General features: G+C 73.9%; 19 protein-coding genes. 10 read left to right on the plus strand and 9 right to left on the minus strand.

Features of this window, described 5'->3' with window-relative positions:
* Positions 1–4: 4 nt before the first annotated feature.
* Complete coding sequence (locus FHU30_RS35160; RefSeq protein WP_253881857.1) at positions 5–1,294, minus strand: sensor histidine kinase; 1,290 nt, start codon at positions 1,292–1,294, stop codon at positions 5–7.
* 110 nt (positions 1,295–1,404) lie between these two features.
* Between FHU30_RS35160 and FHU30_RS35165 the strand changes: the two genes are divergently transcribed.
* Both FHU30_RS35165 and FHU30_RS35170 read left to right on the plus strand, forming a co-directional pair.
* On the plus strand, positions 1,405–2,145 hold the full coding sequence (locus FHU30_RS35165) for an ABC transporter ATP-binding protein (protein WP_253881858.1): 741 nt from the start codon (positions 1,405–1,407) through the stop codon (positions 2,143–2,145).
* Positions 2,139–4,637 carry an ABC transporter permease gene (locus tag FHU30_RS35170; protein WP_253881859.1) on the plus strand — a complete coding sequence of 833 codons (2,499 nt, stop codon included), beginning with the start codon at positions 2,139–2,141 and terminating at the stop codon, positions 4,635–4,637. The genes FHU30_RS35165 and FHU30_RS35170 overlap by 7 nt, the downstream gene beginning before the upstream one ends.
* On the opposite strand, the gene FHU30_RS35175 is transcribed toward FHU30_RS35170, so the two are convergent.
* Positions 4,591–5,025 carry a hypothetical protein gene (locus FHU30_RS35175; protein ID WP_253881860.1) on the minus strand — a complete coding sequence of 145 codons (435 nt, stop codon included), beginning with the start codon at positions 5,023–5,025 and terminating at the stop codon, positions 4,591–4,593. The two genes, FHU30_RS35170 and FHU30_RS35175, sit on opposite strands and share 47 nt — an antisense overlap.
* A 248-nt stretch (positions 5,026–5,273) precedes the next feature.
* Here FHU30_RS35175 and FHU30_RS35180 point away from each other — a divergent pair, with 248 nt between their 5' ends.
* A complete protein-coding gene (locus FHU30_RS35180) occupies positions 5,274–5,783 on the plus strand; it encodes a hypothetical protein (protein WP_253881861.1) in 510 nt (169 codons plus the stop codon).
* Between the two features lie 95 nt (positions 5,784–5,878).
* Here the strand turns inward: FHU30_RS35180 and FHU30_RS35185 are convergent, their stop codons facing one another.
* The 4 genes from FHU30_RS35185 to FHU30_RS35200 all read right to left on the minus strand — a co-directional run bounded on the left by FHU30_RS35185 (position 5,879) and on the right by FHU30_RS35200 (position 9,249).
* Positions 5,879–7,048 (minus strand): cytochrome P450, encoded by a 1,170-nt coding sequence (locus tag FHU30_RS35185; RefSeq protein ID WP_253881862.1) that lies wholly within the window; start codon positions 7,046–7,048, stop codon positions 5,879–5,881.
* A 97-nt stretch (positions 7,049–7,145) separates the two neighbouring features.
* Positions 7,146–7,715, minus strand: coding sequence for an NADPH-dependent FMN reductase (locus tag FHU30_RS35190; protein ID WP_253881863.1), 570 nt, complete (start codon positions 7,713–7,715; stop codon positions 7,146–7,148).
* Between the two features lie 2 nt (positions 7,716–7,717).
* Entirely contained in the window at positions 7,718–8,518 is an 801-nt protein-coding gene (locus FHU30_RS35195; protein ID WP_253881864.1) for a class I SAM-dependent methyltransferase, read from the minus strand.
* Between the two features lie 83 nt (positions 8,519–8,601).
* Complete coding sequence (locus tag FHU30_RS35200) at positions 8,602–9,249, minus strand: TetR/AcrR family transcriptional regulator (RefSeq protein ID WP_253881865.1); 648 nt, start codon at positions 9,247–9,249, stop codon at positions 8,602–8,604.
* Positions 9,250–9,413: 164 nt separating this feature from the next.
* Here FHU30_RS35200 and FHU30_RS35205 point away from each other — a divergent pair, with 164 nt between their 5' ends.
* Complete coding sequence (locus tag FHU30_RS35205; RefSeq protein ID WP_253881866.1) at positions 9,414–9,872, plus strand: hypothetical protein; 459 nt, start codon at positions 9,414–9,416, stop codon at positions 9,870–9,872.
* Here the strand turns inward: FHU30_RS35205 and FHU30_RS35210 are convergent.
* Positions 9,835–11,109 carry a PucR family transcriptional regulator gene (locus FHU30_RS35210; protein WP_253881867.1) on the minus strand — a complete coding sequence of 425 codons (1,275 nt, stop codon included), beginning with the start codon at positions 11,107–11,109 and terminating at the stop codon, positions 9,835–9,837. The genes FHU30_RS35205 and FHU30_RS35210 overlap by 38 nt on opposite strands.
* Before the next feature lie 86 nt (positions 11,110–11,195).
* Between FHU30_RS35210 and FHU30_RS35215 the strand changes: the two genes are divergently transcribed.
* From FHU30_RS35215 to FHU30_RS35225, 3 genes are read left to right on the plus strand one after another with little or no spacing between them, the layout of a single operon-like run.
* On the plus strand, positions 11,196–12,080 hold the full coding sequence (locus FHU30_RS35215) for an SGNH/GDSL hydrolase family protein (protein WP_253881868.1): 885 nt from the start codon (positions 11,196–11,198) through the stop codon (positions 12,078–12,080).
* Positions 12,077–14,146 (plus strand): hypothetical protein, encoded by a 2,070-nt coding sequence (locus FHU30_RS35220; RefSeq protein ID WP_253881869.1) that lies wholly within the window; start codon positions 12,077–12,079, stop codon positions 14,144–14,146. Before FHU30_RS35215 ends, FHU30_RS35220 begins: the two co-directional genes overlap by 4 nt.
* Positions 14,147–14,189: 43 nt before the next feature.
* Positions 14,190–14,987 (plus strand): DUF6923 family protein, encoded by a 798-nt coding sequence (locus tag FHU30_RS35225; protein ID WP_253881870.1) that lies wholly within the window; start codon positions 14,190–14,192, stop codon positions 14,985–14,987.
* A 3-nt stretch (positions 14,988–14,990) separates the two neighbouring features.
* Here the strand turns inward: FHU30_RS35225 and FHU30_RS35230 are convergent, their stop codons facing one another.
* Positions 14,991–15,674: a hypothetical protein gene (locus FHU30_RS35230; RefSeq protein ID WP_253881871.1), complete on the minus strand. Its 684-nt coding sequence runs from the start codon at positions 15,672–15,674 to the stop codon at positions 14,991–14,993.
* Between the two features lie 137 nt (positions 15,675–15,811).
* Positions 15,812–16,693, minus strand: a complete 882-nt coding sequence (locus tag FHU30_RS35235; RefSeq protein ID WP_253881872.1) for a S1 family peptidase — start codon at positions 16,691–16,693, stop codon at positions 15,812–15,814.
* Between the two features lie 255 nt (positions 16,694–16,948).
* Here FHU30_RS35235 and lexA point away from each other — a divergent pair, with 255 nt between their 5' ends.
* The 3 genes from lexA to FHU30_RS35250 all read left to right on the plus strand — a co-directional run bounded on the left by lexA (position 16,949) and on the right by FHU30_RS35250 (position 21,904).
* Entirely contained in the window at positions 16,949–17,620 is a 672-nt protein-coding gene (gene lexA / locus FHU30_RS35240; RefSeq protein WP_443612899.1) for a transcriptional repressor LexA, read from the plus strand.
* A 61-nt stretch (positions 17,621–17,681) separates the two neighbouring features.
* A complete protein-coding gene (locus tag FHU30_RS35245; protein ID WP_253881874.1) occupies positions 17,682–18,068 on the plus strand; it encodes a hypothetical protein in 387 nt (128 codons plus the stop codon).
* Between the two features lie 11 nt (positions 18,069–18,079).
* A complete protein-coding gene (locus tag FHU30_RS35250) occupies positions 18,080–21,904 on the plus strand; it encodes a hypothetical protein (protein ID WP_253881875.1) in 3,825 nt (1,274 codons plus the stop codon).
* Positions 21,905–21,909 lie beyond the last annotated feature (5 nt).

Below are 21,909 nucleotides of genomic sequence, written 5' to 3' on the forward strand. Positions count from 1 at the left end.
AGGACTATCCGGAGAGGTCGGTCGGCGCACACGGAAGCTCCACGCGAAGCACGGTCGGTCCCTGAGCAGGGCTGGACAGCGACAGCCTGCCATCGACCGCGGCGACCCGCGCCGCGAGCCCCGCCAGGCCCGTCCCGGCGGACGGGTCGGCCCCGCCGCGGCCGTCGTCGCGGACCTCCAGCGCCAGCACGCCCGCCGCGGTCCCGCCCCGGACGGTCGCGCGCTCCGCGCCGCTGTGCTTGGCGACGTTGGCGAGCGCCTCGCTGACCACGAAGTAGGCGGTGCTCTCGATCGCGGGCGGCAGCCTTCCGGGCAGGTCCAGGTCCACCTCGACGGGCACCGGCGAGCAGTCGGCCGCGTCCTCGACGGCGGCGCGCAGGCCCCGGTCGGTGAGCACGCCGGGATGGACGCCGCGGATCAGCCGCCGCAGCTCGTCCAGCACCAGCCGCGACTCCCGGTGCGCCTGGTCCACCAGCGCGGACGCCTCGTCCCCGGTGCTGATCCGGGCCAGCCCGAGCGTCATGGTCAGCGCGACGAGCCGCTGCTGCGCGCCGTCGTGCAGGTCCCGCTCGATGCGCCGCCGCTCGACCTCGAAGGCGTCCACCAGCTCCGACCGGGACCGCGTCACCTGCGCGAGCCGCACCCCCAGCTCGGTCTCCCGCGTCGCGAGCAGTGCCCGCGCGACCGTTCCGCGCGCGGCGGCGGCCACCGCCAGGAGGTATCCGGCGACGGGCAGCAGGAGCAGCCCGACCGGCACCAGCGCCCACGCCTGCGCCGCGCTGCTCACCGGGACCAGTTTCAGCACTTGGATCCGGTCGTCGCCGGGATCGGCGAACGACTGCGCATAGGGCGCCGAGAGGAACGCCAACGGGAACATCAGCGCCGTGGTCAGCACCGCCAGGTCGAACGGCCACAACACGGTCGTCAGCAACAGCGCGTAGGCGAGTTCCCGCCAGGTCGCCTGCTCCTGGTATCGGAACACCGCCCACGCCCACGCTCCCGGACGCGGTGGAGGCGCATGCCCGCTGCGTGCCGGACGCCCGTCCACCAGGGCGAGACGCCGCCGCTCGAACACCGCCAGCGGAATCCCGCACAGACCCAGCGTCACCAGGACCGGGATGCCCACGAGAACCACCGAGCCGACCGTCCCGACCACGAACAGCGGCAGCAGGACCAGCAACGCCAGCAGACCCGTGACCGCGCCGCCGGCCAGGTAGGCCAGCGCCCGCCACGGACGAGCCGTCAGCAGGAACCGCCGGCTCGTGAGGGCCCGCCAGGCCGTCGTGCTCGCCATGCGGTCACCGTAGGGCAACCGCGACGAATACGGAGGTAGCGCCAGCGCTACCCGCAAAGGTGGCGCTGGTGGCGCTGTGGCCAGGTGCGTTCCCCGGTTGACTCCTCCGCATGGACGAAGTGGTTCGACTCTCGGCGGTCCGCCGGGTCTTCGGCGGCGGCGGCGCGGGCGGCGGCGTCACCGCGCTCGACGGCGTGACCGCGACTTTCCGAGCGGGGACGTTCACCGCGGTGATGGGGCCGTCCGGGTCCGGAAAATCCACGCTGCTGCAATGCGCGGCGGGCCTGGACCGTCCGACGAGCGGCAGCGTCGTCGTCGCGGGCGTGGAGCTGGACCGGCTCGGCGAGACCGCGCTGACCCGGCTGCGCCGCGACAGGATCGGGTTCGTGTTCCAGGCGTACAACCTGGTCTCCTCTCTGACCGCCGAGCAGAACGTCGGGCTGCCGCTGCGCCTGGCGGGCCGCTGGCCGAAGCGGGCGGAGGTCCGGGACGTCCTGGCGGAGGTCGGGCTGGCCGACCGGGCCGGGCACCGGCCGGGCGAGCTGTCCGGCGGGCAGCGGCAGCGGGTCGCGATCGCCCGCGCGCTGGTCACCCGGCCCGCCGTGCTGTTCGCCGACGAGCCCACCGGCGCGCTCGACACCGCGACCTCGCGCGACGTGCTGGCCCTGCTGCGCGCGCTGGCCGACCGGCACGGGCAGACGATCATCATGGTCACGCACGACCCGGTCGCGGCGTCCCGCGCCGACCGCGTGGTGTTCCTGGCCGACGGGCGGCTCGCCGGAGAGCTCGCCGCCGCCACGCCCGAGCAGGTCGCCGCGCACGTCACGCGCCTGGAGGCGCGCGCATGCTGAGCCTCGCCCTCGCCACCCTGCGGACGCGCCGGCTCTCGCTCGCCGGGACGTTCGCCGCGCTCGCGCTCGGCGTCACCATGACCGCCGCGCTGGCCCTCGCGCTCGCCGCGACGCTGTCCCCGGCCCGGCAGCCGAAACCGCAGCGGTTCGCGCAGGCCGACGCCGTCATCCGGCCGAGCCGGACGCTCGCCGTCCCGGGAGCCCGGGGGAGCAGGACGCTGGACACCTCGCGGGGCCTGGCGCCCGACCTGGTGGCGCGGGTGAGCGCGGCCGTTCCGGTCGTCCCGGACCGGACGTTCCCGGCGCACGTGATCGGCAACGGGCCGAGCAGCGTCGGACACCCCTGGTCGGTGGCCCGCTTCGGCGGCTACCGCCTCACCGCCGGAACCGCCCCGCGCCGCCCCGACGAGATCGTCCTGGCGACCGGCGAAGCCCGCGTCGGCGACCGCGTCAGCGTGCTGACGGCCTCCGCTGAACGGCCCTACACCGTCTCCGGGACGGTCACCCGGGTCGGCTTCGAGCATGCGGTGTTCTTCGCCGACGCCGAGGCCGCGCGCCTGTCCCCGCGCGTGGACGGCCTCGCGGTCACCGGCTTGCCGGACGCCGCCCGCCGCGCGGTCGAAGCGTCGGGGGTGTCCGTGCTGACCGGCGACGCGCGGCACGACGCCGATCCCGATCCGGACCGCGAGCGCCGCGCGCTGAACGACGCCGACGTGCTGCTCGGTATCGCGGCGGGCATCGCCGGGTTCGTCGCGGTGTTCGTCGTGGCGTCCACGTTCGCGCTGTCCGTGGCGCAGCGGCGGCGCGAGCTGGCTCTGCTGCGCCTCATCGGCGCCACGCCCCGCCAGGTCCGCCGGATGCTGACCGCCGAGGCGCTGCTGGTCGGCCTGCTCGCCGCGGCCACCGGCTGCGCCGTCGCCCCGGTCTGCGCGCGGCTGCTCGGGCACTGGCTGGTTGCGCACCGGCTCGCGCCGTCCTGGTTCACCGTCCCGGTGGCGGCCTGGCCGCTGGTGATCGCGTTCCTGACCGGGCCTGCCGTGGCACTGATCGGCGTCGCCGCCGCGTCGCGGCGCGCGGGACGGGTGCGTCCGGCGGAGGCGCTGCGCGAGGCGGCCGTCGAGAGCCGCACGATGACGCCCGTCCGGCTGCTGTTCGGCCTGGCGGCCTTCGGCGGCGGTCTCGCGACCCTGGTCACCACGGCTGTGAGCGACCCGGCCTCGGCCGCCAACCGCAAGGGCTACACCCCGGCGGTGATGCTCCTGATCACCGGCGCCGCGCTGCTCGCACCGCTGTTGGTGCCCCCGCTCGCCCGGCTGCTCACCCGTCCGCTGGCCCGCTCCGGCGGGGCCACCGGGCTGCTGGTCCGGGAGAACACCCTCGCGGCGGCCCGCCGGACGGCGTCGGTCGCCGCACCCGTCCTGATCACGGTCGGCCTGGCGGGATCGCTGCTGGGCACCGGCGCCAGCGCGGACGCCACCAAGTCCGCCGAAGCCCGGCACAACGTCCGCGCCGATTTCGTGGTGCGCCCGACCCGCGGCGACACGGTCAGCGCCGTGGTGCTGCAACGGCTGCGGACCGTCCCAGGGATGGAGGCCGTGCCATCGGCGGAGACCCACGTCTACGCGATCGGGGACGGCGGCAACCTCAGACGGTACGAGGCCCAGATCGTCCGGCCCGGCGACCTCGCGAGGATCGCCCGGATGGACGTCCGGAAGGGCTCGATCGCGGCCCTTGGCGAGAACGACCTGATTGTGGACGACGACTGGGGCAAGAAGCCCGGCGATGTCGTGAACCTGTGGCTCGGCGACGGCACGCGCACTTCCGTCCGCGTCGCGGCGGTCATGAAGAGCGGCCTGGACGACGGCCGCGCCTACCTGACGTCCGCCCGCGCCGACCCAGCCCAGATCGGACGCGCCGAGCCGTCTCGCACCGGACGCGTCGAACCATCCCAGATCGGACGCATCGACGTGCTCCTTCGGCCGGGCGCGGACAAGGCGGCCGTGGCGAAGGGGCTTCGCGCGGCCACCGAGGGCCTCGGCGTCGAGACGGTGTCCGCGCGCGACGCGGCCGACGGGTCTTCGGGCAAGGGTGGCAGCAGCCGGCTCGGGATCTTGGTGACGCTCGGCATCGCGCTCGCCTACTGCGGGATCTCGGTCGCCGGGACCCTGGCGATGGCGGCGGCCGGCCGGTCGCGGGACCAGGCCGTCCTGCGGCTGTCCGGCGCGACGCCCGCCCAGGTGGCGCGCGTGGCGCTGGGTGAGGCGGTCTTGGTGGTCTGCGTGGGGGTGGTGGCGCTGGCGGTTTCGGCCGTGAGCCTGGCCGGGTTCTGGATGGCGCTGAACCGCGTGACCAGTGCGACGGCGCTGGTCGTCCCCTGGACGACGCTCGCCGCCGTCACAGCGGCCTGCGTACTGATCGCCTTGCTGGCCACACTCGTCCCGATGCTCAGTTCGCTGCGCTCCAAGGCCAGCGCCAGCGGCCTTCGCGGCTGACGGTGGCCACCCGCAGCGCCGCCCGCTCGGACGGCGTGTCGACGACCACCCGCCGGGCCCGGACGTCCGCCTCGGCGACCCAGAACCGGTCGCCGAGGACGCGGACACCCGCAGAGAGGTCGACGTGCCGTCCGGTGAACGCCACCTGGACGTCCGCGCCGTCCGGAGGGAGCTGGCCCCATGCCAGCGCCCAGCCCGGTCCCTGGACCGCGCCCCGCAGCAGCGACCGGGCGAAGCCGTCCGCCACCGCCACGTCGTACAGGCCGCCCTGCACGTAGACCTCCAGGGCCGGACGGCCCAGGGTGCCCCGGGCCAGGCGCGCCCGGTAGCGGTCGGTGCCGGTGCCGTCCGCCGTGCCCTCGGTGAATCCCCGCGCCATGACCGTCATCCCCGAACCCTCGCTTCCGATCGCTCATCTTCCAGCATCGGCGCGGCGCGGACGCCTGTCGGTAACCTCCGCTTCCGACCGGGGGTGGTGCTGGCATTACCCCCGGGCCCGCGCAGCCAGCGGACGCGGAGCCCGCGGACGTGCGGACGGCGGGCGGCTCACTTCGCTCCTGACCCGTGTAAACCACCCGGAGGCGCCAGGGGTCATATGTAACGTTTGTTGCCAGTTGTGAAGGGATGGAACGCTACATGCTCAGAATCGGCCTGGTCGGCGGTGTGGTGCTGGCCGCGGGGATCGCGCTGGCCGCGCCCGCGTCGGCGGACACGGGGCACGCCGTCGGCGGAGCCACCCGGGACGGCGCGGGAACGGTCGCGGCCGCCGGGAAGGCGGGCTTCCACCGGATCGGGAAGATCCACCGGTTCCGGGCGCAGGGCGTCCGCGGCGCCTCGGTGTGGGGCGACTGGTACTGGGCCCAGGACGCCATGGGCAAGTTCGTCTGGATGGACATCATGGTCAAGGACACCCGCGCCGACGGCAAGAGCGCCGGGTTCTGCTACGACCTGACCAGCCCGAAGGCGCACGTCCGGAACAAGTGCAAGGTGAACACGCTCGGCGCGGGCAAGACGCTCAGCACCGGCTGGTCCATGAGCTACTGGAAGCAGGACCGGATGCGGATCCGCTCCGCGGTCGGCAAGCTCGACCGCAAGCGCCACATCTTCTACACCAGCTCCGAAGGCGCGTGGCTGCGGCTGCGCTGACGCCCCCGTCCCGCCGAAGGCTCTCCCTCGTCCCGGGGGAGAGCCTTCTCCGCGTTCAGCGGCGAGCCTTCGCCTCTAGCGGCGAGCCTCCGCGCTTAGCGGGGAGTCGCGCGCACCGGCAGGAAGGTGAAGTCGCGGAACTGCGCGGACCCCGCCCGCTCGGCCCGGGCGTCGTCGATCTCGAAGTCGGCGACCCGGCCGGTGAACTCGCGCAGGGCGATCCGCGCCTCCAGCCGCGCGAGCTGCGCGCCGACGCAGTGGTGGTGGCCGCTGCCGAAGGTGACCTTCGCGCTGGTGTCGCGCTTGGGGTCGAACCGGTCCGGATCGGTGAACACCTCGGCGTCGCGGTTGGCGGACGCCAGCAGCAACAGGACGCGCTCGCCCTCGGGGATGTGCACGCCATGCAGGGTGAGGTCGCGGGTGAGCGTCCGCCCGGCGAACTGGAAGGGCGGCTCGAAGCGCAGCGTCTCCTCAACCCAACCGTCCACGTCGGCGTACGCGTCGGCCCGTGCTGCGGGGAAGCGCCACACCGCGTCCAGGGCGTTGGCGATGAGGCCCGAGGTCGTCTCGCCGCCCGCCAGCACCAGGACGAGCAGCAGCGCGAGCACCTCGGGGTCGGTGACCGTCCCGTCGGCGTCGGCGGACGCCACGACCTGCGACGCGAGATCCTCGCGCGGACGCCGCCGCCGCTGCTGGACGAGGTCGGCGAAGTAGCCGGTGAGGACGGCCATGCACTCGGCGCGCTGCGCGGCCGCGGCGTCGGTGTCCTCCTCGCGGTCGATGAGGATGCTCTGCAGCCGCCAGATCTCCGCCCGGTCGGCGACCGGGACGCCGATCAGCTCGCCGATCACGTCCACCGGCAGCCGCGAGGAGAACTCGGCGACCAGGTCGAACTCGCCGCCCGCCAGCGCCCGGTCCAGGTGCCCGCGCGCGATCTCGGCGACGCGCTCCTCCAGCCGGGCCAGCCGCGCCCGCGTGAACGACCGGGCGACCAGCCCCCGGATCAGCGTGTGCCGGGGCGGGTCGATCGCCGAGATGGACGCGAACGCCGCCGCGTTCGGCCCCCACAGCAGCGGGTCCAGCATGTTGCCGTTGCGGCTGGAGAACGTCTCCGCGTCGCGGAAGGCGACGCTGACGTCGGCGTGCCGCGACAGCGCCCAGAAGTCGCACTCGTCGTCGCGGTGCACCGGCGCCTTCTCGCGCAGCCGCGCGTACGCCTCGTAGGGGTCGGGCTGGAAGAGGGGGACGTCCAGAGCAGTAGCCATCGCGGCCTCCGAGGTCGGTCCGCTCCATGCTCACCCCGATGCCCGCCCCGGGCGCGCGGCAATGCCCAGACCTGCCGGAACCGGCCACGCCTTCGGCTTATCTCGCGTCCGCCCACGCGTCCCGGTGCTCGTCCGCCGCAGCGGCAAGGGCACGCAGCGAGGCCACGATGGCCGCACGCGTCCCGGCGTCCCCGATGAGCCCGTCCGGGCCGACGTCCTGGCGCGACAGCGGGACGCGCGCGCACGCGTCTTCGACGATCGAGGTGCCGGCGTAGCCGAGCACGGCGCGCAGCGAGTCGTGCGCTCCGGCGCCGCCGGTCGGCGCGGCGATCGACGACACGTTCAGCCAGGCCACCGGCTTCTCGTACATCTCGCCGCCGCCGATCGTCCAGTCCAGCAGGTTCTTGAACGACCCGGGCAGCGCCCCCGCGTACTCGGGCGTGCAGAACAGCACCGCGTCGGCCGCGCCGATCGCGTCCCGCAGTTCGCGGACGGCGGCGGGCAGCGGCTCGCGGTCGTCGTCGGGGTTGAAATGCGGCAGCGCCGCCAGCCCGCCGAAGCCCAGGACCTCGATCCCCTCGGGCGCGACCGCCCCCGCCGTCCGCAGCACGGCCGAGTTGGTCGACCCGTCCCGCAGGCTTCCCGACACCGCAAGCACCTTCGTCATGATCACGCCAACCCGCGGTCCGGCCCGTCCATTCCCCCGGCCGCCGGGGCCTCCCGCCGGACGGCGTGCAGCAGCCGGATCGCGACCTGCCCGGCGTCGAACAGCCGGCTGAACCGCTCAGCCTGCCCCGCCGCGAGCACGTGCGCGCGGTCGGTCCGGTGCCGGGACGCGACGACCGCGGCGACCCGGTCGGCGCGGCGCTTCCACGACAGCGGCGGGACGTCGGGCTGGTCGATCTGCTCGGCCGCCGCGAACCCCGCCCGGACGACCAGCTCGGCGAGCGCCCGCCGGGTCGGGAAGTGGTTGCCCTCGGGGCAGGGCAGCAGCTGCGGCCCCTGCGCGACCACGACCAGCAGGCCCAGCGGCGCCCCCGGCCGCAGGACGCGGTGGATCTCGCGCAGCACGGCGGCCTTGTCCCGCAGGACGTCCAGCACCCCGAGGCACCAGGCGGCGTCGACCGAGGCCGTCCGGAGCGGGATGCGGGCGCCGTCGGCGGTGACGACCGGCAGCCCGAACAACCGGGCGGCGGCGCGTCCGGCGCCCGGCATCGGCTCCAGCAGGACCGGCCGCGCGCCGAACCGGGCCGCGACCCAGGCGGCCGGACCGCCCATGCCCGCCCCGACGTCCAGCAGGCGCGTCCCGGCCGACAGCTCGCAGGCCTCGGCCAGCCACGCGAGCGCGGCCGGGTTCGCGCTGCCCCGGCAGGCGGCCGGGATCGCGTAGGCGGCACCGAGCCGCTCGACGGCCTCGGCGGTCCAGCCGGCGATGTCGTCGAACTCCGCCATCAGCGCACGCGCGGTCATGCGGACCTCCCCGTCCGGCCGCATCTCGCCCCCCGGTACCTACCCGGACGCCGCGGCGGGGAAGCCCGGCCGCCGCCAGGCGGTCAGGAGCGCAGGCGGTCGGCGGGACGGTCCGGTTCGTCCGGGAGCAGCGGGCCCGCGGGGGACAGGTCGTAGATCGCGTAGACGCGGCGGCGCACCGCCTCCAGCGGGTAGGTATCGGGGTAGACGGCCAGCTTGAACACCACGCCCTCCAGGACGCTGCGCAGCAGCACCTCCTCCAGGGCCGGGTCGGGCGCGCCGCGCTCGGTGAAGATCGACCGGATGGCGTCCTCGAACGCGGTCAGCTCGGCGGCGTGCGACGCCTCGACCCGCACGTAGACGCCGCGGGTCGCGGGCTGGAGCATCAGGCACAGCACGAGCCGCTGGAGTGGAACGGTCCGGGAGGCGGTGAGCAGGACGCGGTCGATCAGCCCGGCCAGCCGCTCGTCGGCGGTCGTCTCCTCCGGCGCCGGGGCGACCAGGCCGAAGATCCCGAACATCGCCTCGGTCAGCAGCTCCTCCAGCAGCCGCTCCTTGGCCGGGAAGTAGTAGGAGACCAGGCCCCGCGCGACCCCCGCCCGGTCGGCGATCTGCGCCACCGACGCGCCGCCGTACCCGCGCTCGGCGAACAGCTCCAGCGCCGCGTCCAGGATGCGGCGGCGGGACTGCTCCCGCAGCTCCCGGTTGGTCTCGGCGGACCGTGGTGACAAGCCGAACCCCCCTGCGTGCCGAATGAGCCTGTGTGCCGAACGAAGGCGTGCCGCCCGCCATTGTCCCCGGTCGCGGGGAGATCGCGGAAATCGCCCCGCGCCGTTGACTGGCTGGATGTACAGTCAACGCCATTCACATGATCGCATCGAGAAGGGAACCCCCCATGGCCGCACGCGACTGGCCGGTCAAGAAGGCGTTCGCACAGGTCGCGCAGCAGGACGAGCGGCTGCTGGCCAGCTGCATGGTCAGCCTGCCCGGCACGCTCAAGCGGGACGGCTACTACGCGGCGCTCGGCAACGTCACCGGCATCCGCCTGGTCGAGGCGACCGGCGCGAACGGCCTGCCCGCGAAGATGGTCGCCGCCGTCACCGACCGCAGGCTGCTGCTGTTCTCCCAGTCCTGGCTGGTGATGGGCCGCGCCAAGGACCTGGTCGTCGAGCTCGACCTGCGGCAGGTCAAGGGTGTCGAGCAGCGGGCCGGGTCCCGCGCCCAGGTCACCATCAAGCTCGCGAACTTCGCTATCCACCTGCGGGACGGCAACCTCGTCGAGCTGGAATCGGCCGATCCGCGCGGCGCGGAAGGGCTCATCGCGGCCCTGTCGTCGGCCGCCGCGACGGGGTGAAGTCGTGCGCGACCAGCGCGGCGCGTAGCTGCGGGAGGTCGGCCGGGCAGGTCGGGTCCAGGCCGGTCAGGACGCCGATGCGGCGCAGCCGGTAGTCCACGGTGTTCGGGTGGACGTGCAGCAGCGGCGCCGCCCGCCGCCGGTTGAAACCGCTGGCCACGTAGGCGCGCAGCGTCTCCAGCAGGACCGGGTTGCCGTCCAGGACGGCCAGCAGCCCGGCCAGGTGCGTCCGCGCGGGACCGGGCCGGGAGAGCTGGTAGTCGAGCAGCACGTCGGTGATCCGGTAGGCGCCGGGAGCGCGGCCGGTGATCCGGACGATCTCCAGGATGTCGGCGGACTGGCGCGCCGCGTCGGCGACCGACCCCGCCGCGGACGCCGCGACCCCGGCGTGCACGGCGCCGCCCGCGCGGCCCGCGATCCGCGCGACGAGCCCGGCCAGCCGGTCCCAGCCGCCCGCCAGCGCCGCGTCGGGGTCGTCCACCGGCAGCAGGGCCGTCCCGCCGCGCGCGTTCAGGGCGTGCAGCGCCTGGTCCCGGCCGTGGTGGTCGATCTCGGCCTGGACGCGGCGCAGCTTGCGGCGCGCGGCGACGCTGCCGGTGACACCCGCCTCGGTCTCGTCCGGGTGGGCGCCGAGCGCGAGGGTGAGCACCGCGTAGGCCGGGGCCGGACGGACGCCGGCGCGCCGGGCGGCGTCCTTCGGGTCCTGGCCGTCCAGCAGCGCCGACAGCACCTCGTGCCGCGCCGCCTGGTCCTGGCCGTGCAGGGCCTGGTGCTCCTCGACGTAGGCGTCCGCGACCGCCGCCGACACCAGCTGCAGCACGTCGAGCAGGATGCGCTCGACCTCGATGACCGCCTCCAGGTCCGCCGGGCCGGCGTGCGCGAGCAGCGCGTCCAGCCCGATCCGCCAGCCGAGGTGGTAGGCCGACAGCACCGCGCCGAGCGGCACGCCCTCCTCGGCGCGGCGGGCCGCCGAGCGGGTCATCTCCACCAGGTCGTCGGGCGCGGGTAGCCGACCGGTGCGCAGGGTCCGGACGAACGTCCGCAGGTTGTCCTCGACCACGCGGGTGATGTCGCCGGCCAGCTCCTCGCGCGGCAGCGCCGAATACGTCGGGAACCTGTCGGCGAACGCGGCCACCATCCGGCGCGCCAGCACCGGCACCTGCGGACCCAGGACGGAGTCGGCGGGGCATCCGCCGATGGTCGGGGCGCGGCTACCGGCCGGTTTGGTCTCCGTCACAGGATCCTCCGCCCATCTCTGGATAATTCCCTGATGGTCATCGGGTCCGGCGGGCCGAGTATTGCATCGCCCCCCAAGGAGGACCCGTGCCCCTCACATCCCGCCCCTGGCTCCGCCGGTCCCTCGTCACCCTCGTCCCCGCCGCGCTGGCCGCGCTCGCGCTCGCCCCGGCCGCGCGGGCGGCCGCGCCCGCCTACGTCGCGCTCGGCGACTCGATGGCGTCCGGGCCGCTCATCCCCGACATCACCGGCCCGGTCGCCTGCGGGCGCTCGACGCACAACTACGCGCACGTGCTCGCGTCCACGCTCGGCGTCGCCGGGCTGAACGACGTGACGTGCAGCGGCGCCGCGACCAGGCACATGACCGAGCCGCAGAACCTCAGCGTCCTCGGGCAGCCCGCCGGGACGGCCCCGCCGCAGTTCGACGCGCTCACCGCCGACACCAGGCTCGTGACGCTCACCATCGGCGGCAACGACGCCGGGCTCGTCGGCGTCGCGCAGACCTGCGTCAACCTGCTGCCGACCGGGACGCCCTGCAAGACCAAGTACACCCAGGGTGGCGTGGACCAGGTCGCCCAGCGCATCGACGCCTTCGAGCCGAAACTCGCCGCCGTGCTGGACGGCATCCGGCAGCGGTCGCCGCAGGCGCGCGTGGCCGTCACCGGCTACGGCCTCTACATCAAGCCCGGCGGCTGCTGGCCCACCGTGCCCGTCCTGCCCGCGGACGCCGACTGGCTCCAGGGGAGCGTCGCGCGGATGAACGGGGTGATCGCCCGGCAGGCCGCCGCGCACGGCATGGCCTACATCGACCTGGTCACCCCGAGCGCGGGCCACGACGCCTGCCAGGCGCCGGCCGCCAAGTGGCTGGAGGGGTACGTGCCGACGTCGGCCGCCGCGCCCCTGCACCCGAACCGGACGGGCGAGGAGAACTACGCGCGGATCATCGCCGGGCAGCTCCAGGCCGCGCGATGAGGCCCCGCGGCGTCCTGGTCGCGCTGCTCGCCCTGCCCGCCTCGGCCCTGGCACTCCCGGCCCCGGCCGTCGCGGCCCCGGGCCCGGCCGCGGCGCGTCCCGCCGCCGCGGCCGGACCCGGGACGTCCGCAGCCGGGAAGCTCGCGGCTGGGAAGCTCGCGGCTGGGACGTCCGCGGCGCATGTGTGTGATCCGGCCGACACCGCGGCGTGCATGCTGCCGTTCCCGAACGACTGGTTCACCGTCCCCGACCGGAGCACCGCGACCGGACGGCGCGTGAACCTCTCGCCGCTCGCGACGCCGCGCGCCGGGGGAGTCGTCCCGACCGACCCCGCGCAGTGGAACCGCAGCGACGGGTTCTCCCCGGGCTCGGCGATGCTCACCCGCGTCCCGGGCCTGGACCTGGCCCGGACCGGCGCGGCCCCGATCACCGACATGGCCCGCTCGCTCGCCTCGGACGCACCCATCGTCCTGATGGACGCGCGCACCGGCGAGCGCCGGCCCTACTTCGCCGAACTCGACGTCAACGCGCCCGAGTCGCGGCGGCTGCTGCTCGTCCGCCCTGCCCGGAACCTGCGCGAAGGCCACCGCTACCTGGTCCTCCTGCGCAACCTCAAGGACACGGAGGGGCGGACGCTCCGAGCGTCGGCCGCCGTCCGGCGCATGCTGTCGGGCCATCCGCTCGGCACCACGGAGAAGGAACGCGGGACGGCCCTCCGGCGCACCGTCCGCGAGCTGAACGGGCACCACGTTTCCACCTCCGGGCTCTACCTGGCGTGGGACTTCACCGTCGCGTCCACGCGGAACCTCACCGAACGGGCCGTCCACATGCGGGACGACGCCTTCCGCGCCCTCGGTACGCGCGCGCCGGCGTTCACCATCGGCAAGGTCACCGACTTCACCACCGACCAGGACCCTTACCTGGCCCGCCGAGTCGAGGGCACCGTGGACGTGCCCAGCTACCTCGACCTTCCCGGCGGACCGCCCGGCTCGTCCCTGCACTACGGACGCGACGGGCTGCCGCAGCAGATCCCCGGCAACGTCCAGAAGGCGAACTTCCGCTGCAACATCCCGCGCGCCGCGCTCACCACGGCCGCGCAGCCGGTCCTGTACGGGCACGGGCTCATGGGCAGCGCGTCCGAGATCGACAGCGAGAAGCTCCGGCGCGCCGCGCAGCAGCACGACCTGATGCTGTGCGCGACCGACTGGATCGGGATGTCCGCCGGCGACATCGCCAACGTCGCGAGCGTCCTGCTGAACATCTCGCGGTTCAACACCGTCCCGGACCGGCAGCAGCAGAGCTACCTGGACTTCCTGTTCCTCGGCCGCGACCTCGTCCACCCGAAGGGCTTCACCGCCGACGCCGCGTTCCGCACGCAGGACGGCCGCCCGCTCATCGGCGGCGGCCTGGCCTACGCCGGCGCCAGCCAGGGCGGCATCCAGGGGACGGCGCTGACCGCGCTCGCGACCGACTTCCGGCGCGCTGCCCTGATCGTCCCCGGCATCAACTACAGCACGATGCTGAACCGCAGCGTCGACTTCGCCCAGTACGAGAAGCTCCTCGACGTCAGCTACCCGGACAGGCTGGAGCAGCAGCTCGTCCTGAACCTGATCCAGATGCTCTGGGACCGCGGCGAGGGCGACGGCTACGCCGCCCACGTCACGCGCGACCCGCTGCCGGGCACGCCGGTCCACCGCGTCCTGATCCACGAGGCGTTCGGCGACCACCAGGTGGCCAACATCGCCACCGAGACCATGGCCCGCACCCTCGGCGACGTCCCCGTGCGGCAGCCCGCGCTCGCCCCCGGACGCAAACCCGACGTCACGCCGTTCTGGGCCCTGCCGTCGCTCACCCGCTTCCCGTATGCGGGTTCCGGCCTGGTCATCTGGGACGCCGGCACGCCCGCGCCGCCGACCACCGACACCCCCAACACCGCCGGGGACGACCCGCACGGCAGCACCCGCGGGTCGGCCGAGGCCATGGCCCAGCTCGCCGAGTTCCTGCGCACCGGCCGCATCATCGACACCTGCGCAGGCCGGCCCTGCACCATCCCGCCGCAGGGCTGACGGCCCCTGCACCAGCCACCCGCCGCCTCCGAGGAGCACGCCCGTGTGGAAGCCCACCGCCCTGACGACCGCGCTGACCCTGCTGGCCGCTGCCTTCACCGTTTCGGGGACGGCGTCGGCGGCGGGCTGGCAGCAGGTGTCCAGCGACACCTTCTACCTGACCGATGCGCTGCAGCGCTCCCAAGGCGTCACCACCGACGGCAACGCCTGGTACTTCTCCTGGCAGTACGGCCTGAGCCGCGTCGGCATGGACGGCAGGACCCAGGCGTCCAACACCCTCGCCATCCCGACCGCGCTGGCGCTCCAGGGCGACAACCACATCGGCGGCATCGACTACTACAACGGCAAGCTCTACGCGCCGATCGAGGACGGCAGCAAATACCAGCACCCCTACATCGCCATCTACAATGCCGCAACGCTCGCCTACACGGGCACGGCTTTCGCGCTGCCCCAGGACGTCCAGCGCGACGGGGTGCCCTGGACGGCGGTCGGCGGCGGCTACCTGCTGTCGTCGGAGTACGAGGCCACCGCCATCAACGCCTACAGCCTCAGCGACGGCCACCTGATGAAGCGGGTGCCTTTGAGTCAGCCGATCCCGCACGTCCAGGGAGCGAAGTACTACGACGGCCGCCTGTACGCCTCGTCCGACGGCGCGACCAAAGCCATCTACACAATCGACCTGACCAGCGGCGCCGTCAGCCAGGCATTCGCCGAGAACCTTCCGTCCGGCACCGAAGTGGAAGCGCTGACCTTTCTTCCACGGCCGGACGGGTCGGTCATGCACGTCCTGGATGTGGCCCCCAACCGCCTCTCAGTGAACTTCCGTCACTATCGGCCTTGACCCTTACGGCGTGGGACCGAGTCGGACCCAAGCATCCGGGTACTCCAAGCAATCCGTTGTGTCAGGCCGCAGGCCCGCATAGACGAGGCAGTTCGCTATCGCGCTGCCGTCGGACACGAATCCCGCGAGGATTTCCCGACCGCCGGCCTGGTCGCTGTGCGGCGGGAAGGCGGGATGCAGATCTCCCCGGACGACGGTTCCGTCCTCGGCGATGTAGCCCTGGTTGCCGCTCTTGGGATTGGCGAACATGCCGTACCCGAACGTCCCGGCCGTCGCCGGGCCGAGCAGCCTTGCCGCAAGGTAGCCCCAAGGCTGGGCGATGACGCACCCGCCGGGCACGTCGGTGATGCCGACGACGTCCTCGGCGTCGTGGAAGTCGAGCTCGTACCAGGGTGTCTGCTCGTCCATGACGATGACCTCGCGCACCGACAGCAACGGCAGGACGTCCACGGCCCTGCGGGCGGCGACGCACGCCAGAGAGAACCCGTCGTAGGCGATATCGAAGAACACGTCGGCCAGCTCCGGACCGGACTCGACCATCGCCCGCTCGGCGGGGCTGAGCTGCTGCACTTCGGGAATGTCGGTCAGGACCCCGGACGAGTCCTTGTGCGCCTCCAGGTACCGCCGGATTCCCTCCGGAAGGTCGAAGCCCTCGTCCAAGAATTCTTCCCAGTACGCGCCGTCCATGACCGTCCCTTCGCCCGTGGCGTCAAGCCCTTGACCGAAAGCTACGGGCCGCCTCCGACATAACTGCGCGGCATGGCTCGGCCCGGACGGCATGGGTCGGCCCGGGCGCATTGCGCGCCCGGGCCGGGAAACGCGGGTCAGGCCGGCCGCGGCAGCTGGCAGTTGGGGTTGCTCAGGTCGATGTCGCTGTTGGTGGTGAGGCACTGCGTGAGGAGGTACGTTTCCTCGCCGTAGTTGGTGCCCTGGTGGACGGTCACGTTGCCGTTCTGGTCCACCTCGCACGGGTTGTCGAGCGTGCACCGCTCGCCGTTCTCGTTGCCGGTGTTGTTGACGCCGACGACCTGGCCGGAGGTGTTGCTGATGATGGGCGAACCGGACGTCCCGCCGATGGTGTCGCAGGACGAGGTGTAGCGGATGGAGTCCTTCCACACCCAGTCGGCCTCGTGCAGCCGGTAGACGAAGCCGTCGATGCTGCAGTTGTAGATCTTGCGCCAGTAGCCGGACACCACGCTGATCGGCGTCCCGGCGACCGGGTGGTCGGTCGACAGCTGCAGCGCGCTGGTGCCGTACCGGGACTTGATCTGCCCGTAGGTCAGGCGCAGCTTGTACAGGGTGACGTCGGTGTCGGTCATCGTGCTGTACTCGATCTGCGAGGCGCGCAGGGTGCCGAGCGAGCCCGACCCGCTGCTGTTCAGCAGGGTGAACGAGCGCGACGACGAGTGGTTCACGATGACCTGGCCGGGGCCGGGCATGCCCAGCTCGCTGCAGTGGCCGTTGGTGAGCACGAGCGCGGGGTCGGTGTCGAGGGACTTGGGCCCGCGGACGATCGAGCCCGAGCAGTTGCTCAGGGCGACGATCGCGTGGAAGTCGGCCGCGGCCTGCGTGCGCGGCGCGGTCGGCGCCGGGCGTTCGAGGGACGGCGCGGTGGGGGCGGGGTCGGCGAACGCGGCCGTGGGGGCGGTCGCGAGGGCGCCGGCGGCGAGGGCGGCGGCGGCCGCCCCGATGAGGCGTCGGGTCATGGGGGATCGGGTCCTCTCGGGCGGGGGACGACGGTCTCCGCCGCACACGGGGGCGCGCGGCGGGAGGGTCAGAACTCGGGACCAAGCGATGTCAGCGCGACTCTAGATCAGCTGGACGATGCCCGGAAGATCCGAAATTTGCCAGTAAAGAACCGGCTGTTACGACAGAAACCGCCAGCGCTCAAGCTCAGCCGTGTAAGGAGTGCCCGCGCCGCAGGCCCGTCGCGGCAGCCCGCGGGGGCCTGGAGCCCTAGAATCTCCCAGGTGACCACCTACGATGATCTTGACGGGTTCGGGGGGCTCGACACGTCGGCCCTGACCCAGCGCCAGCAGCAGATCCTGGCCGCGATCCGGGACTGGGTGGTCCGGCACGGGTACCCGCCGAGCACGCGCGAGCTGGGCGACGCGGTCGGGCTGCGGTCGGCGTCCTCGGTCTCCCGGCACCTGCGGAGCCTGGAGGACCTCGGATTCCTCAGCCGGTCGGCGTCGGTGACCCGGCCGATCGACGTGCGGACCTTCCTGCGCGAGCCCGGCGGACCCGCCCCCGCCGAGGCCGCGGTGCCCGTCCCGGTCGTCGGCCGCATCGCCGCCGGGACGCCCATCTCCGCCGAGGAGCACGTCGATGACACGCTGGCGCTGCCCCGCGAGCTGACCGGACGCGGCACCGTGTTCGCGCTGCGCGTGCGCGGCGACTCGATGGTGGACGCGGCGATCTGCGACGGCGACCTGGTGGTCGTCCGGCAGCAGCCCGAGGCCCACTCCGGCCAGATCGTCGCGGCGATGATCGACGACGAGGCCACGGTCAAGGTCTACCGCCGCCGCGACGGCCACGTGCACCTGGAGCCGCGCAACCCGGCCTACGACGTGATCGACGGCGACAACGCCGTCATCCTCGGCGTGGTCGTCTCCGTCCTGCGCAACGTATGACGCGTCCGCCCGGACCCGGCCGAAGCTGGCGGGACGAGGGCGGATGGGGTTTCCTTGACCCATGTCCCTCGTAACGCGTGGACGGGTGGTCGCGGCCGGTGTCGCGGTCGCCTCCGCCATCGGCGGTGTGGCGACCAACCGGGTGCAGGGCGCGTGGTGGATCCAGGCGCTCTGGTTCGCGGCGGCCGTCGTCGCGGCCGGGACGGCGGCGTGGCTCGTCCGGATCGGGGAGGGCTCCATGAGGGACGGCAAGTCCGGCGCGAGCGCCACGCAGGTGAAGGTCGCCGACACCGGCAAGGCGATGTCCGGGACCGGCGGCGAGGCGAACACCGGCCTCACCGGACCGGCGGACGCGCTGCCCGGCGACGGGCCCGCTGAGATCGTGGTCGAGCGGACCGGCGATGCCGAGGGCGGAGCGGGCGCGAACACGGGCATCAGGCTCACCTGAACGACGGCCTGGTGAACGACCGTCCCGACACCGGCGAGGCCAGGCCCCCCGTGACGCGCCTGGAGGCCCGGCGGACCGGGGACGCGACCGGCGGCCCCGGCAGCAACGTCAACACCGGAATCCAGCAGTTCATCACCGTCCAGAACTCCGACGCGCCAAGGCCCGCGCGGTCGGCGTACCGGTACCAGGTCGAGCAGATCTTCCCCTGGGAACTGGTCGGCCGCGAGGCGGAACTGGCGGAACTCGCGGGCTTCTGCGCCGGGGACGCGGCCTACGCCTGGTGGCAGGCGCCGGCCTGGGCGGGCAAGTCGGCGCTGATGGCCTGGTTCGTCCTGCATCCGCCGCCGGGTGTCCGGATCGCGTCGTTCTTCATCACCGCCCGCTACGCCGGGCAGAGCGACCGGACGGCCTTCCTGGACGTCATGCTGGAGCAGCTCGCCGAGATCGCCGAGCAGTCCGCGCCGCCGCCGCTGACCGAGTCGACCCGGCCGTCCTGGTTCGGACGGCTGCTGGACGCCGCCGCGACCGCCTGCCGCGAGCGCGGCGAGCGGCTCGTCCTGGTCGTGGACGGCCTGGACGAGGACCAGGGCGTCACGGCCGGTCCGTCCGCGCACAGCATCGCCGCGCTGCTGCCCGCCCGTCCGCCCGAAGGCGTGCACGTGATCGCGGCGGGACGCCCCGACCCGCCGGTCCCCGCCGACGTGCCCGCGCGCCACCCGCTGCGCGACCCGGCGATCGTGAGGCGGCTGGAACCGTCCGCCGAGGCGCGCGTGATCAGGGACGACGCCGAACGCGAACTCGCGCACCTGCTGTTCGGGGACGGCATCGAACGCGACGTCCTCGGCCTGTCCGCCGCGGCGGGCGGCGGCCTCAGCGCGGCCGACCTGGCCGAGCTGACCGGCGAGCCGCCCGGCCGCATCGAACGCCACCTGCGCGCCGCCCCCGGACGCACCTTCACCTCCCGCGCCGCGCAATGGCGCCCCGGCACGAAGGTGTACGTGCTCGGCCACGAAGAACTGCACAACGCGGCGGTCACCGAACTGCAAGGCGCGACCCTGGACGCCTACCGCGACCGCATCCACGCCTGGGCCGACCGCTACTGCGACCGGCCATCCGACGCGCCGGAGTACCTGGTCCTGGGCTACTTCCGGATGCTCGTCCAGGCGGGCGATCTGCCCAGGATGGTCGCCCTCGCCACCGACCCCCGCCGCCAGGACATGCTGCTGGACGTCACCGGCGGGGACACGGTCGGGCTCGCCGAGACCACCGCCTGCCAGGACGCCATCGGCGCGGTATCCGAGCCCAGCCTGCGCGACCTGCTCGTCCTGGCGCGCATGCGCGAGCGCCTCTTCCAGCGCAACAGCGCCATCCCGGCCAAGCTACCGGCGGCGTGGGCGCGGATCGGCGACCTGGTACGAGCCGAGGCGCTGACGCAATCGCTCACCGAGCCGCTGCGCTCGGAGGCCCTCGGTCTGCTCAGCGAAGCCCTGGCCGACCTCGGCGAACTCGCCGAGGCCGAACGGTTCGCGCATGCCATCAGCGACCCGGATCCCAAGCTCAAGGCGCTGCTGAAGGTCGTCGAAGGGCTGGTCATCCACCGCGAGCCGGAACGCGCGCGGCGGCTGGCCGACCGCGTCCGGACGGCGCACTGGTCGCCGCGGGACGGTGCGCGCCGGGAGAACGCCCTGCTCCTCGCTGCGGCCGGTGACCTGCGCGAAGCGGCGGCGATCGCCGAGGGCGCCGAGCAGCAGGGCGACCGCGAGAGCCTGCTGGTGGAGATCGTCACGCGGTTCGCCGTGCTGAACGTCGCGGAGGCGTCCGCGGTCCTCGACCTCATCAGCCATGCAGACCGCTGGGCGCGTTGCGTGCTGGCTCTGGCCGAGGTCGTCGCACGGATCGACAAGGACCACGCGCTGGCGCTGCTGGACTCCGCCAGGCGGGCTCTGCGCCCGAGACGGGAGCACTTCACCGACCCAAATATCGTAGGTGCGGAGTGCCGCGTCCTGGCGCGGGCGGGTCAGCCTGCCGAAGCCATCGAACTCGCCCGGTCCGTCTTCGTCTCGAATTTCGCCGTTTACAGGGAATCAGTGCTCGTCGACATCATCCGCATCCTTGCCGAGGGTGACCTTGGCAAGGCGCGCGACCTCGCCGCGCTCTACAGCCGCGCCTACGGCTCGCGCGACCCAGACCTTCCCCTGTACAGCGACAACCCGTTCGCCGACCTGCGCGTCCTGCTCGCGGCGCGGGACGTCGAAGGCGCCGCGGAGTCGCTCGCGGCCCGGCTGCACCTGGCCGACCTCGAACTCGCCGAGGGGTACGCCGCGCACGGCTGGACCGGCGAGGCCGCCGAACTCGCGCGCCGCGCCGAGCGGGAGGCCCGCGACAAGGCCGTCCTCGGCCCGCCCGATGGCACGCTCGTGGAACTGGTGTCGGCGCTGGGCGAGATCCCCGCGCCGGACCGGGCGCGGCGGCTCGCCGCGACCATCAAAGGGCCCGGTGCCCGCCGGGACGCGCTGATCCGGCTGGCGAGGTACGCGCTCGCCGCCGGAGAGATCGACCGGGCCCAGGACATCGCCGCGCTCGTCCCGGACCCGCGCCGCGCCGCCGAACTCCGGCACGAGATCATCACCACGGTCGCGGCGCGCGGCGACCTGGACCGCGCCCGGACGCTCATCGCGGCGATCGACACCGTCCGCTACCGCGACATGGCGTACGCCGACATCGCGCGGATCGCCGACGTCGCGGGCGCGTCCGGCGAGGCCGACGCCGACGCGGCGCGCATCGACGACCCGCAGGTCCGCTCGCTCGTCCAGAACGAGCTGCTGCAAGGCGCGGTGACCCGGCAGGACTTCGACCGCGCGGAGGCGATCGCCCGCTCGGCCCGCGAGCCGCACGTGCGGACGGGCCTGCTCCTGGCGGTCGTCCGGGCCCTCGCGGAGGCCGGACGCCGCGACCGCGCCCTCGCCCTGGCCGGGGAACTGCAGGAGGCCGCCGAGCACCTGGACGATCCGCTCGACCGGGACTGGGCGACCCTGGACGCGGTCATCGCGATCGTCACCTCCGGCGACACCGGCCGCGCCCTGCGGGCGGCCGAGTCGATCGGCGACGCGGTCGTCCGCGTCGGCGCCCTCGCCGAGATCGCCAAGGCCCCGGCCGCCGGCCCGCCGCTGGTGGCGCGGCTGCTGGCGCAGGCCGCCGAGCTGGCCGGGTCCCTGCCCGGACGAGCCGACCGCGAGGCCGCGCTGCAGAGCGTGATCCGCGCGCACGCCGCGACCGGCGGCTTCGCCGAGGCCCGGGCGATGGCCGCCGCGTTCGGGCCGCAGCTGAAGTCCGACATCCTGCACGAGCTGGCCAAGGCGGCCGCGGCGGCGGGCCAGTACGACTGGGCGCACTCCACGGCCGGCGCGGTCGCCTCGCTCAAGCACGAGTGGGCGCTGTACGACATCGCCGCCGCCGCGATCAGGGCCGAGGACGTGCCGCGCGCCGAGACCCACATCCGCGCGATCGCGAACCTGCGGATGCGGGACCGCGCGATCCGGCTGCTGGCCGAGACCACCGCGACCACGCTGAACCCCAGCGACGAGGACCCCGGGGTCGCCGAGGTCAAGGCCGCGCTTCGGGCGGGTGACCTGCCCCGCGCCGAGGAGTTGGCGGCGGCCCTCGAACCGCCCGCCCGGCGCATCGCCCGTGCGCGCATCGCCGAGGCCGCCGACCCCGAGCGCTCCCGCGCGATCCTGGCCGACCTGCTGCGGAACGCGCCGTACGTCCTGTCGCTGAAAGCCCTGGCCAAGACGGATCCGCAAGCGCTCCTGGACGCGATCGACGACCTCCCCTGAAGCCT

This window comes from Actinomadura rupiterrae (assembly GCF_024172125.1).
In the GTDB taxonomy this organism is placed as follows: domain Bacteria; phylum Actinomycetota; class Actinomycetes; order Streptosporangiales; family Streptosporangiaceae; genus Spirillospora; species Spirillospora rupiterrae.